General features: G+C 71.4%; 14 protein-coding genes and 1 pseudogene. 6 read left to right on the top strand and 9 right to left on the bottom strand.

The genetic code is table 11. The features are described from left to right. Positions 1-49 precede the first annotated feature (49 nt). Positions 50-949, top strand: a complete 900-nt coding sequence (locus ACLHRZ_RS41230) for a CPBP family intramembrane glutamic endopeptidase (RefSeq protein WP_490423761.1) — start codon at positions 50-52, stop codon at positions 947-949. Positions 950-1,050: 101 nt separating this feature from the next. Beyond that, complete coding sequence (locus tag ACLHRZ_RS41225) at positions 1,051-1,800, top strand: SDR family NAD(P)-dependent oxidoreductase (RefSeq protein WP_490423760.1); 750 nt, start codon at positions 1,051-1,053, stop codon at positions 1,798-1,800. Positions 1,801-1,823: 23 nt separating this feature from the next. On the opposite strand, the gene ACLHRZ_RS41220 is transcribed toward ACLHRZ_RS41225, so the two are convergent. Genes ACLHRZ_RS41220 through ACLHRZ_RS41210 form a run of 3 tightly spaced genes read right to left on the bottom strand, consistent with a single transcriptional unit; the run spans position 1,824 to position 2,762 of the window. Continuing rightward, positions 1,824-2,219: a VOC family protein gene (locus ACLHRZ_RS41220; RefSeq protein ID WP_490423759.1), complete on the bottom strand. Its 396-nt coding sequence runs from the start codon at positions 2,217-2,219 to the stop codon at positions 1,824-1,826. A 21-nt stretch (positions 2,220-2,240) separates the two neighbouring features. Beyond that, the gene (locus ACLHRZ_RS41215; protein ID WP_490423758.1) at positions 2,241-2,453 is read right to left on the bottom strand and encodes a hypothetical protein; all 213 of its coding nucleotides are present in this window, start codon (positions 2,451-2,453) and stop codon (positions 2,241-2,243) included. 51 nt (positions 2,454-2,504) lie between these two features. Continuing rightward, positions 2,505-2,762, bottom strand: a complete 258-nt coding sequence (locus ACLHRZ_RS41210; protein ID WP_490423757.1) for a hypothetical protein — start codon at positions 2,760-2,762, stop codon at positions 2,505-2,507. Between the two features lie 442 nt (positions 2,763-3,204). Between ACLHRZ_RS41210 and ACLHRZ_RS41205 the strand changes: the two genes are divergently transcribed. Continuing rightward, on the top strand, positions 3,205-4,218 hold the full coding sequence (locus ACLHRZ_RS41205) for an NAD(P)H-dependent flavin oxidoreductase (protein ID WP_490423756.1): 1,014 nt from the start codon (positions 3,205-3,207) through the stop codon (positions 4,216-4,218). Positions 4,219-4,495: 277 nt separating this feature from the next. Here the strand turns inward: ACLHRZ_RS41205 and ACLHRZ_RS41200 are convergent, their stop codons facing one another. After that, entirely contained in the window at positions 4,496-5,287 is a 792-nt protein-coding gene (locus ACLHRZ_RS41200) for an NAD(P)H-dependent oxidoreductase (RefSeq protein ID WP_490423755.1), read from the bottom strand. A gap of 99 nt (positions 5,288-5,386) precedes the next feature. Between ACLHRZ_RS41200 and ACLHRZ_RS41195 the strand changes: the two genes are divergently transcribed. Beyond that, entirely contained in the window at positions 5,387-6,289 is a 903-nt protein-coding gene (locus tag ACLHRZ_RS41195; RefSeq protein WP_490423754.1) for a helix-turn-helix transcriptional regulator, read from the top strand. 106 nt (positions 6,290-6,395) lie between these two features. On the opposite strand, the gene ACLHRZ_RS41190 is transcribed toward ACLHRZ_RS41195, so the two are convergent. From ACLHRZ_RS41190 to ACLHRZ_RS41175, 4 genes are all read right to left on the bottom strand, one after another. Further along, the gene (locus ACLHRZ_RS41190; protein ID WP_490423753.1) at positions 6,396-6,728 is read right to left on the bottom strand and encodes a histone-like nucleoid-structuring protein Lsr2; all 333 of its coding nucleotides are present in this window, start codon (positions 6,726-6,728) and stop codon (positions 6,396-6,398) included. Positions 6,729-6,874: 146 nt separating this feature from the next. After that, a complete protein-coding gene (locus ACLHRZ_RS41185) occupies positions 6,875-8,059 on the bottom strand; it encodes a D-alanyl-D-alanine carboxypeptidase family protein (protein ID WP_490423752.1) in 1,185 nt (394 codons plus the stop codon). A gap of 448 nt (positions 8,060-8,507) precedes the next feature. Next, positions 8,508-8,900, bottom strand: coding sequence for a tautomerase family protein (locus ACLHRZ_RS41180; protein ID WP_490423751.1), 393 nt, complete (start codon positions 8,898-8,900; stop codon positions 8,508-8,510). Positions 8,901-9,031: 131 nt separating this feature from the next. Continuing rightward, positions 9,032-9,589 (bottom strand): TetR family transcriptional regulator, encoded by a 558-nt coding sequence (locus tag ACLHRZ_RS41175; RefSeq protein ID WP_490423750.1) that lies wholly within the window; start codon positions 9,587-9,589, stop codon positions 9,032-9,034. A gap of 101 nt (positions 9,590-9,690) precedes the next feature. Here ACLHRZ_RS41175 and ACLHRZ_RS41170 point away from each other — a divergent pair. Both ACLHRZ_RS41170 and ACLHRZ_RS41165 read left to right on the top strand, forming a co-directional pair. Then, positions 9,691-10,270: pseudogene (locus ACLHRZ_RS41170) on the top strand (DUF2867 domain-containing protein). Next, positions 10,267-10,821 carry a GNAT family N-acetyltransferase gene (locus ACLHRZ_RS41165; RefSeq protein WP_490423749.1) on the top strand — a complete coding sequence of 185 codons (555 nt, stop codon included), beginning with the start codon at positions 10,267-10,269 and terminating at the stop codon, positions 10,819-10,821. Before ACLHRZ_RS41170 ends, ACLHRZ_RS41165 begins: the two are co-directional and overlap by 4 nt. Here the strand turns inward: ACLHRZ_RS41165 and ACLHRZ_RS41160 are convergent. Beyond that, complete coding sequence (locus ACLHRZ_RS41160; protein ID WP_490423748.1) at positions 10,790-11,668, bottom strand: alpha/beta fold hydrolase; 879 nt, start codon at positions 11,666-11,668, stop codon at positions 10,790-10,792. The two genes, ACLHRZ_RS41165 and ACLHRZ_RS41160, sit on opposite strands and share 32 nt — an antisense overlap. Positions 11,669-11,826: the final 158 nt, after the last annotated feature.

Here is an 11,826-nt window from a genome sequence, read left to right as displayed (position 1 = left end):
CCTCGCGGCCGCGATGTGCGGGGCACGTCGCCGACGTGAGGCTGGCGGCATGCTCGGGACGAAGACGGAAAAGAGAAATCAGCAGCAAGCGGCCCTGACGGCCGATGCTTTGAAGGCGGGCTCGAGGGCCAAGGGGACGGTCTGCTTCCTGGCCATGGCCTTCGGCGGAAGCTGGACCTACATCCTCACCGCGCACTTCGGGTGCAGACTGTCGATGATCGACCCGCTGGCCCAACTGCCGTTCGGCATCATGCCGGCGCTGGCCGCGTTCGTGGTGCGCCGCTGGATCACGAGGGAGGGCTTCGCCGGCGCGGGCCTGGCTCTGCGCCTGAGGAGCGCCTGGCCGTACTACGCGGCCGCCTGGCTGGGCCCGCTGGTCATCGCGGCGGCCTCGTGCGGACTGGCGGCGGTGCTGGGACTGTGGCACCCGGACCTCTCCGCGCTCGGCGAACTCGCGGGCGGCATGCCCGTCTGGGCCTTCGTCGTGGTCCTCATGCTCGTGGTCCCGCTCCTGACGCCGGTCTACGCGGGCGAGGAATTCGGCTGGACCGGCTGCCTCAGACAGCGGCTGTTCCCGGGGCGCCCGGCCCTGGCGACCGCCGTCACCGGCCTCGTCTGGGCGTCGTGGCACTTTCCGCTGGCCCTCACCGACTACATCTCCTTCCCCCGTCCCCTGACCGGCCTGGCGGTGTGGACGGGGAGCTTCCTGCTCCAGGAGGTCCTGCTCGCGTGGCTGTTCACGCGAAGCCGCAGCATCTGGGTCGTGAGCCTGGCCCACGGCGGGAACAACATGGTCCTCTTCCTGATCACGGGCACCCTCCTGGGCTCCGAGGGCGGAACGGGAAGCGGCGGCGGGCTCGATGTGACCGGAGTGGCGCTGGTGACGGCCGTCCCCCTGGCCGTCGCCTGTGCGTGCGTGATGTTTCCGCTGCGGCGCGGGGGCCGCTGACCAGCGGAGTGCAGGACACGGCGGTGTACGTGATCCTGGAGGCGGGCAGCCAGGTCTGCAGCCCGTCGGGGGCAGGCCGGGACCGGACGCGAGGGGGACTCATGACGGACGTGGTGTTGGTGACCGGCGGGGCGAGCGGCATCGGTGCGGCGGTGGCCAGGCGGTTCGCCCGGGGCGGTGCCCGCGTGGTGATCGCGGACCTGGACGACGCGGCGGGTGCGGCCGTCGCCGAGGAGACCGGCGGGGCCTTCGTGCGCACCGACGTCACCCGCGAAGCGGACAACCGGGCCGCCGTCGAGTTCGCGGTGGCGGAGTTCGGCGGCCTGGACGTCGTCCACCTCAACGCCGGGGCCGGCGGCGGGGGCGGGGTGGGTGCGGACTTCGATCCGGAGCGCTATCGGCGCGTTCTGGCCGTCGTCGTCGACGGCGCGATGTTCGGCATGAACGCGGCGTTGCCGGTGCTTGCCGCGGCGGGCGGGGGTGCGGTCGTGGTGACGTCCAGCCTCGCCGGCGTGGCGCCGTCCCCGATGGACCCGGTCTACTCGGCGGCCAAACACGCCGTGATCGGCCTGGTCCGCTCGCTGGCGCCTGCCTGGGCCGGGTCCGGCGTCACGATCAACGCGGTGTGCCCGGGGTTCGTCGACACCCCGATGATCGCGCCGGTGCGCGACAAGGTCCTGGAGTTCGGCCTGGCCATCGCCGATCCGGCGGAGGTCGCCGAAGCGGTGGCGTCGATCGTGGCGGGCGGCGGGACCGGGGAGGCGTGGCTGGTGCAGGCCGGACAGCCGCCGGTGGCGGCGGAGTTCCTGCGGGTCGAACTCGGCCGCGCGGACCCGGGGGCGGGTGGCTGAGCCCGCCCCCGCAGCGGAACGCCTCAGAAGGAGTTGCGCGGTTCCAGGAACTCGAGCCGGTTGCCGACCTTGTCGAAGGTGTGGAAGCGGTCGAAGCCCGGGGTGCCCTCGTCCCAGGTGACAGGGTGGCCCTTGTCCTCCAGGCGGCGGGCGAGGTCACCCAGGCAGTGCACCAGGATGGCCGGGTGTGCCTTGCGGAACGGGCGGAAGTCGGTCTCCACGATCAGGCGGACCTCCAGTTCGCCGCCGCGGAACCAGCACCCGCCCAGGCTGCCCAGTTCGATGGGCTTCTCCAGCTCGCTCATCCCGAGCAGGTCGCCCCAGAACACCCGGCTCAGGCCCTCACCGCCCGGCGGGATGGACAGTTGGATGTGGTGCACGCCGCTGAGGGTGAAGTCGCTGATGGTCTCGACTGTCATGATGCTTCTCCGTTCCCGCGGTCACCGATCCGCGTGCCGGTGAGTGCGCGGAGGCCTGGGGGTGGTGTGCCCGACTGCCGTGCGGGCGTGGGCGGGAGCGCCAAGAACCTGCAGAACCGGGTTGTGGACGGCGCCGGTTGCGACGCGCGTGACGGCCTTGCGGAGAATGGCACGCACGGCCGGGGCGATGTGCGGCTGCGCGTGGCGGATGTGGAAGACGGTCAGTGCGGACATGAAGGTCACCTCCGTGAGGCGGCATGCCCGGTGCAGGGCATGCGTGGTCGGTCAGACGCGGGACAGGGCGGCCGCATCGGCAATGTGGTGCGTCGCGGTCAGCGGCAGGTCGGTGAACCGGGCCAGCCAGCGGGCGTCGTGGCCCTGGCGGGCGAGCAGGTAGGCGAGGTGCACGTACGGGTCGTAGACCGCGCGCCCGGTTCCTGCCGCCGCGTGCTCGTCCGGGTCGTCGAGCAGGTAGAGGCGCTCGGCGCCGTCGTTCAGGGTCAGGGTCACGCAAGGGCCGGTGGGGCGGTTGAGAAGGCGCACGGCGGTGAGCCCTCCTTGTCGGTGGGTTCGGTGATGGGTCCTGGCCCCCGGGCGGCGGGAGAGGATAGGTGGCAACCGCCGCCCAGGGGTGTCATGGGGAGTCCGTCCGCAGGCACCGGAGCGCGCGGCAACGCCCTCTCTGCGGGCGCGGCGCAACGGGGCGCGCAGGAAAGGAAGTTACCGGGTACCGGAGGCCGGCAAGGACGTACGGATACGGGGCCGACTGTGGCCCGGACTACTGCAACTGCTGCCATCCATGTCTCTCGCCTCCTCCCGGCCGGGGCGCGCACAGGCGCCGGAACACACACGGCGTAGCCGTCAAAAGGCCTCACCGAACGAGGGCCTCACGTGTTCGAGCCTAGCGGTACCGCACCGCGCAAGCCCCATCGCTTGACTCATCCTTGATGCCCCGGAAACAACCTGGTCCCGTCACACTGACGGCATGTCGTTCTCCACCGCGTTCACCGGTCTCCTGTCCGTCCGGCACCCGGTCGTGCTGGCACCCATGGGCGGGATCGCGGGCGGCGCCCTGGCCGCTGCCGTCTCCGACGCCGGCGGGCTCGGGCTGGTCGGCGGCGGGCGGGGCGAGCCGGAGTGGCTCGAGCGTGAACTGGCCCTGGTCGCGGGGCGGACGGCGAAGCCTTGGGGGGTGGGATTCCTGACCTGGGCCGTCGACCACGGCGTCGTCGACCGGGCGCTGGCCCACGGTCCGGCGGCCGTGATGCTCTCCTTCGGGGACCCTGCTCCGTACACCGACCAGGTGCACGCCGCGGGAGCCCTGTTGATCGTGCAGGTCACCGATCTCGACGAGGCCCGTCGTGCCGTCGATGCGGGCGCCGATGCGATCGTCGCGCAGGGCACCGAGGCCGGCGGGCACGGAGGCGTGCGGGGGCGGGGGACGTTGCCGTTCGTTCCGGCGGTGGTCGATCTCGCCGGGCACGTCCCGGTGCTCGGCGCGGGCGGGATCGGCGACGGGCGCGGGATGGCGGCGTGCCTGGCGCTCGGGGCGCAGGGCGTCCTCGTCGGGACCCGGTTCCAGGCCGCCGTCGAAGCGCTGGTCGCTCCCGGCGTCCGCGCGGCGCTCGCCGGGGCCCGTGCCGAGGACACCGAGCGCAACCGCGTCCTGGACATCGCCCGCGGCGCGGGCTGGCCCGGCCGCTACTCGGCCCGGACCCTGCGCAACGGGTGCCTGGAGCAGTGGCGCGGGCGCGAGGACGAACTGCGGGACGAGCTGCGCGCGGACGCCGCGGCCCGGCGGGCCTACCGCGACGCCGCGGCTCGCGGTGACCTGGACGTCGCCCCGGTGTGGGCCGGCGAGGCCGTCGATCTCGTCGCGGACGTGCGACCGGCGGCCGAGCTCGTCGCCGCGCTGGTCGCCGAGGCGGAGGAGGCACTCGACCGCATGCAGGCGGCCCGGCGGCCGGCGGCCGGGATCCCCTCTTGCCCCGGCCAGTGATGATCATTACGATCCCTCGGGTGACTGCCGGGTCGGCCATGGGCCATGCACGAGTAGGGCACCCGGCCTCGGCTTGAGCGCGAGGCGGGCCAGAGCCCCGCCCTTCCTCTTCGTGTCTTCATCTCCCCCTTGTGCGCGACGGCCACAACATGGAGATCATGACGCGGCCCTACGTCCGTGACCGCACCGCCGCCTGACGATGCGGTGGAAGGGCGCGGCCCGTCCGTACCGCCCCGGCGGGTGCAGGTACGGAACGGCCGCGCCCTGTGCGGGTGCTTCAGCCGGCGGGACGGACGTGGAGGTCCAGTCCGCCCGTCCCCGGCGCCTCCGTTCCCGGGAGCAGCCGCATGTCGTGGTCGTAGTCGCCGCCGACGAGCGACCGGAACGCGACGGGCTCGTCCGTGAAGAGCCCGTCGAGCCGTCGGGCGTACGCCTGCGTCGCCGCCACGAACCGCTCGTCCGGCAGCTGGTTCGAGCCGAACACCGCGAACGGTTCGAGCGGTGCCATGCCGGTGAACCAGAACAGGCCGTGCTGCACCGGGTGGAGGACGTCCTCCAGCCGCCCGTGGATGCCCCGGTCGGAGAAGGCCGTCTCCCGGGCACCGGCGGTCACCGACACCATCGCCCGCCGCCCTGCCAGCGCGCCCTCGCTGTAGGGCGGGGGGACCTCCGGACCGTAGCCGAATCCGGCGGTGAACACCCGGTCGATCCAGCCCTTCAGGATCGCGGGCACCGAGAACCACCACAGCGGGAACTGCAGGATCACCGCGTCCGACCAGCGCACCTTCTCCTGCTCGGCCGCGATGTCCGGCGACAGCCGCCCGTCCAGCGTGGCGTCCTGGGATGCGGCCATGACCGCCAGGCGCCGGTCCGGGGCGTGGCCGGGGAAGTCGTCGGCGTCCACCGCGGACTTCCACTTCATCGCGTAGAGGTCGGACACCTGCACCTCGTGCCCCGCCGCCCGCAGGTGTTCGACCGCGAAGGCGGTCAGGGCGGCGTTGAGCGAGCGGGGTTCCGGGTGGGCGCTGACGACGAGGATCTTCTTCTGCTGGGGTGCTGCTTCGTTCATGCCGCTCACCCTCCCCCGGGCGCGGCCGGGCAGCCAGCATCCTGTTCAACCAGCGGATCCGTGATCCTGGTACTGCGAGGGCCCCTCATACTTGAGCGCATGAGGGGCGCAGACGACCGCATCACGACCAGTGGCGGAGACAGTGGCAGGCACGACCGCGTCGACGGGATCGGTGACGACCGGCGGGCGCTCGGCAGCTTTCTGCGCGCCCGCCGGGGGCGCGTCGCGCCGGAGCACGTCGGCATCGACGGCGGCCGTCGGCGGCGGGTGCGCGGGCTGCGCCGCGAGGAGCTGTCGCAGCTCGCCGGGATCAGCGTGGACTACTACGTGCGCCTCGAACAGGGCCGGGCCACGCAGCCCTCCCCCGAGGTGCTCGACGCGCTCGCCACGGCGCTCGGCCTCGACGCGGCGGAGCGGCACCACCTCGCCACCCTGGCCGGGAACAGGAGATGCCCCGCGCCCACGGCCCGGGTCAGCCCCCTGCTGCAGCGGATGCTGGACGGCATGGACGGCCTCCCGGCCTTCGCGACGAACCACCGCCTCGACGTGGTCGCCTGGAACGGCCTCGGTTCCGAACTGCTGGGAGGCCTGGCCGATCCGGCCCGCCGCGACCGCAACCAGGCCAGGTTCCTCTTCCTCGACCCGGCCTCCCGGGCCGTCCACCCCGAGTGGGAGACGCGGGCCGCGGAGGCCGCGGGCATGCTGCGGGTCTCGACGGGGTGCTATCCCGGCGACGTGGAGCTGACCGGGCTCGTGATCGAACTGTCCGCGCACAGCGCCGAGTTCCGGCGGATCTGGGCCAGTGGTGAGGTCGTGACGTGCGCGGCGGGGCACAAGCGACTGCAGCATCCGGCGGCCGGGCTGCTGACCCTGGACTACGAGACGCTGCACGTGCCGGCCGCGCCCGGCGAGACGGGTCTGGTCGTGCACGTGTTCAGCGCCGAGGACGGCAGTCCGGAGGCCGCCGCCCTCGCCCGGCTGGCCACGGGACTGCGGGCTTGAAGCCATGACGCCTTGACGTCACGGCTCCTTGAGCCCCTGACGCCGTGAAGTCTTGCGGCCATTGCCCGGGTGCCCGGGCCGCGGGCCGGGGGCCACGGCCGGTGACTCACACGTTGGCCTTGCCGTAGGCCTCGCGGATCTCGGCGGGCACCCGGCCCCGGTCGTTCAGGCTGTAGCCGTTCTCCTTGGCCCACGCGCGAACTTTCGCCGTGTCGGGGCTGCCGACCGCGGTGGTGCGGGGCTTTCCCCGCCCGCCGGGCCGGCCGCCGGTCTTGCGGCCGGCCCTCATGAACTCGGCGAGGGATTCCCGCAGTTTCTGGGCATTCGCCTCGCTCAGGTCGATCTCGTAACTCTTGCCGTCCATCGCGAACGTCACCGTTTCGTGCGCCTCGCCGCCGTCGAGGTCGTCGATCAGCAGAACCTGCACCTTTTGTGCCATGGATGAACTCCCGGAAACTGTGGACTCGTTGAGGGTTCCCGGCATTGCCGCCCGGAGCGGAAGCCGTGTCTCCTCCGGCCAGCACGGTACCCATGGAAGAACCACATCATCCGTCCGGCGGCGCGCGATCATCCTTCCGGTGCGATTCAGCCCAGGCGGGTCAGCCTGGCGCCCGTCCCCGGCTCCTCGAGGTCCCGTTGGAGCTCGACGGGGACTTCGACCGCGCTGCCGGTGCCGTCGCCGATGCTCAGCACTCCGACCTTCTTTCCGGCGCGGGCCGTGTGCGGAATCGTCGTGCCGCCGTCGCCGAGTTTCAGTTTCACGGTGAGGCCGGTCCAGCCGACGGCGGACACGGGTTCGGACGTGACGACCGGTGTCCGGCCGCCGAGGCCGTCGTCGACGTGGCCCACGACGGTTCCCTTGTCCATCACGGCCCGCTCCTGCAGGGCCTTCTGGGCCGCGACCATCGCCGTCCTGCTGACGGCGTTGACGGTGTCGATGACCGGCGACCTGTGCTGGCCCAGGATGGCGCCCACCACGGTCACCGTCCTTTCGCCGGTCCTCCTGGTGGCGGCGAACAGCAGATTGCCGCCGGCCTTGGTGGTCGACCCGGTCTTGATACCGATCGCATTGTCGAAGGGCACGAGTCCGTTGAAATTCCGCCAGGTCTTGCCCGAGGGATCCTTCCACTGCGGAAGCCTGGTGATGTCCGTCAACGCCTTGATTTTCACGAGCTCGTTGCCCAGCTTCACCTGGTCCTCGGCGGTGCTGACCGTGGTCTCCTTCAGCCCGGAGGGGTCGGTGTAGGTGGTGCGGTCCATTCCGAGCTTCTTGGCCGCGGCGTTCATCTTGCCGACGAATTCCTCCTCGGACGTGGAGTCCCAGCGTGCCAGCAGGCGGGCGATGTTGTTCGCCGACGGAATCATGAGAGCCGACAGGGCATCCTTCAGCGAGAGCCTGTCGTTCTCCTTCACCGTGTTCAGCGTCGACTCCCCGGCGGCGTCATAGCCGCCCTCTTTCTGGGCCGTCGCGTCGACGGTGACGGACGGGCCGTCCGCGCCGGGCTGCAGCGGGTGTTCCCGGAGGATGACGTATGCGGTCATGGCCTTGGCCACGGAGCCGATCGGCACGGGATTCTGCTCGCCGAACCGGTCCATGGTCCCCAGGCCGGCGACGGACATCCAGCCCTGCCCCTCCGCGGGCCAGGGCAGCGAGGGTCTGCCGCCCTCGAAGGTGTACGTCGCATCCGCGGAGAGCGACAGGGTCGGGGTGGGCAGGGGACGCAAGACCTGTACCGCCAATGCCACGAGGAGGAGCAGAAGTGCCGACACCGCCCAGACCTTCGGCCGCATTCCGGCCGGCCGGAATGCGGCCGGCGGAGGCGGCGGCGCATTCGCCGGTTCGGCCAGAAGGGTGGGCGGTTCATGAGGCGGCGCACCGGCCTCGGACGCACGTCCCTGACGCCCAGTCGATTCGGGGGTGGTCACCGCTCTGCCTCCGTACCCGCTCCAAAGGTGTGCAAGACGCCGTTCCTCCCTGAGATCACCGGTATTCGGAAGGACAAAACGCCGCGACAGGCCCAGCGGTTCCATCAATTGCGGAGCAATTTCCCGTCGGGGGAATTACTGCCGGAGCCGTTGTCGACCACCTTCGATCTTGTCACGGAACGCTCACATCACCGGCAATGACTCGTCATTTTGACCGGTCAGGCTAATGGGCGGCAGCGGCGAATACACCCTCTTGAATTGTCGTGCACCTGATCGCGGCTGGCGGGCGGGCCTATTCGGAGGAAGCGGCGTACTGGGCCACTCCGTTGCCGAACGACCAGTCGATCGTCTCGTTCTCGGCCAGGGTGACGAGCACGTTCCGCGGTTCGGTGCCCGCGTACTCCTGGGCGAGCTCGGCGATGCGCCGGTACAGCGCCTGCTTCTGCGCGGGCGTCCGGCCCGAACGCATGGTGATCGCGACGAACACGACGCCCTCGTCACGGTGGATGCCCAGGTAATCCTCGTAGCGCATCGTGCTGTTGACCCCGTCGTGCCCGACCAGGACCTGGAACAGGTCGTCGGCCGGGATGCCGATCGTCTCCACCAGGGCGTCGTGCACGGCGCGGCCGAGCGCCTCCAGGCGGTCGCGGTCGGCTCCGAGTGCGTCAATGCGGACAAACGGCATGCCAGTACTCCTCTTTTCCGTACGCGGGGACGGCGGGCGCGCCGCTCTCCCGTGCTCACGACCATGATCGTACATACTAGTAGGTACAGCAGGGCGCACGGTGACGCACCGTCAGCGTCACTGCCGGGCACCTACGCCAGGAGCCGTCTCCTGGTCAGCTCCATCACCTCGGCGCGGCTGCGCGTGCCGTGGTCGGCGGCGATGAAGTGGCTGCCGATGCGCAGCGAGGCGGCGAGCATGCAGCGGACCTCGACCTCGCCCTCGTCGGGGCAGAAGGAGGAGAACAGCGAACGCAGGTACTCCATGCGCCGGTTGTCGACGCGCCGGAGCCGCCGGGCGACGGCTTCGTCCCGCCGGGCCCAGTCACGGACCGCAAGGTCGGCGGCGACTCCCGTCACCGGCCCGTCGCCGGATGCGGCGATGGCGAACAGCCGCTCCAGCTTGGCCCTGGCGTCTCCCCCGCCCTCTTCGACGCGTTCGATCACCGCGTCGGCGACCTCGTGCTCCCACGTGTCCAGCATCTCGGTGAGCAGGGCTCCCCGGTTGCCGAAGTACCCGTAGAAGCCTCCCTTGCTGACGCCCAGTGACTGCGCCAGCACCTCGATCCGGACGGCTTCCGGACCGCCTGCGGCCAGCGCGCGCAGTCCCTCTTCGATCCACTTGCCCCGCGGCGTGCGGGTCACGCCCATGGTGTGCGCCTCCTCACGCTGCCCCTGCCTGTCTATACGGTGCCGTACAGACGGGCCTAGTCTGCATGTGTACGTCATCGTATGGATGAAGGGGCCTGCTCATGAGAATCCCCGTCACCGCGCACACCTCCCGCCCCTGGCTGATCCACGAGATCGCCGGCGACTTCCGGGTCGAGGACGTGTGGGCACTGCCGACACCCGGCGGTCCGGACGAACTCGAGCGGCTGGTGCATCAGATCGCGAGCAGCGACGAGAGGGACGGCGCCTCCCGTCTCTCGCGCCTTCTCTTCGCGGCCCGTTGGAAGCTCGGGGCGCTGCTCGGCTGGGACGAACCCGGGGCCGGTGTCGGCACCCGGGTGCCGACCCTGCGGGACCGCCTGTCGGCGGAGCTGCGCGAAGGCCCCCGTGGGCCCGACTTCCCCCCCGTTCACTTCGGTCTTCCTGCGGCACGACGAGTGGGCGGCCGAAATGGCCAACCGGACCGTGCATGCGGTGATGCACATCGGCTGGGTTGCCGACGGAGCCGGCGGCTACCGTGGCCAGATGGCCGTCCTGGTGAAGCCGAACGGGTGGTCCGGCGCCGCCTACATGGCAGCCATCAAGCCGTTCCGGTATCTGATCGTCTACCCCTCGCTCATGCGGACGTTCGAGCGCAGCTGGCGGCGGGCGTCCGCGTCATGACGTATCTCGTGCGCCGGATGGCCGCCGGGGAGTGGCGGGAGCTTCGCCGGATCAGACTCGAGGCGCTGCTGGACTCCCCCATGGCCTTCAGCTCGTCCCATGCCGACGCCACCGCGTTCCCCGACGCAGCCTGGCAGGGGCAGGCGGAGCGCGAGGCCGGCTCGGAGACGTGCGCGACGTTCGTCGCCTGTGATGCGGCCGGGACGTGGGTGGGGATGGCAAGTGCCGCTCCTCTGGCCGAAGTTCCCGGCCATGTGCACGTCCATGCGGTCTACGTCTCCCCGGCGCATCGCGGACACGCCGGGCCCGCCGGCCGTCTCATGGACGCGGCCATCCGCTTCGCGCGGGACAGCACCGATGCGCCGTGGCTGACGTTGGGCGTCCACGAGAGCAACGGACGCGCGCTGGCCTTCTACCGGAAGCTGGGGTTCGAGGAGACCGGCAAGGTCGTCCCGCACCCCCTGGATCCGGCCGAGAGCCTCCGCATCATGGGCTACGGGCGGTTCCGCTCCCCCGGCGTCACGCGCCGGCCGGCGCCACGGCACGGCTGATCGCCTTCGCGAAGCGGTCCGGGGCTTCCACGGGTACGAAGTGGCCGACGCCGTCGACGTGTTCGAGGGTGACGTCGTGGAAGAAGTCCCCGAGCCGGTCCGACCAGGCCCGCCGGAACAGCGGGTCGTGTTCCGGCCACAGGACGGTCGTCGGGACGGCGATGCGGTCCGCGCGGGCAGGGGGCGTCTCGTCCACGGACAGGGCCACGGACCCGGCGCCCGCCCGGTACCAGGCGATGGAGGCCGTGAACGCGCCGGGAGCCCCGTAGGCGGCGACGAGACGGTCCAGGGCGCCCTCGTCGGGGGTGTACGCCGGGCCGGACCAGTGGGACCAGAAGTGGTGCAGGTAGTCGCGCAGCGCCTCCGGCCTGCCGTCGAGGAGTTGCCCTGCCAGGGCGAGCCGGTGGAACGGCTGGTACCAGAACTCCCGCTGTGCCTGCGGGTCGAGGATACGGTCCCCGATGCCGGGCAGTGGCGGTGAGACCACCAGGGCGCGCACGTACTCCGGGTGCGAGCGCGCCAGTGCCTGCGCGATGCGGCTGCCGATGTCGTATCCGGCCAGGACGGGCCGCGCCAGGCCGAGTTCGTCGACGAGTCCGGCCACGCTGCGGGCCTGGGCCGCGGCGTCGTACAGGTCCGGGCGGTCGGCGGCGTGCTTGTCGGAGTCGCCGAACCCCCGGAGGTCCGGGACGACGACGTCGCACGTCCCTGCCAGCAGCGGGACGACCTCGCGGTAGTCGGTCCGGTCACCCGGCCAGCCGTGCAGCAGGACGACGGCATCGCGGGAGCCCGGCCCCCGTCGGTCGTAGGCGAGACGGAAACCGTCCACCGGTGCGCTGCGGGGCATCCGTGCCTCCTGTGTCTCGTGCGGCCCGTGCCCGGCCCAACCTACGGCTGCGGCGCGGACGGTTGCACTCCCCCCAAGAGATGGCAATGATTTCCATCTGCGATTGATATGAAAATCGTTTCCATTTACCGTGAGGAGGGTCGCACCCCTGCCGTGCG

The sequence above is a fragment of the Streptomyces sp. AM25 genome (assembly GCF_058146165.1).
The sequence above is the reverse complement of the archived record's forward strand: the minus strand, read 5'-3'. Positions and strand labels throughout refer to the sequence as shown.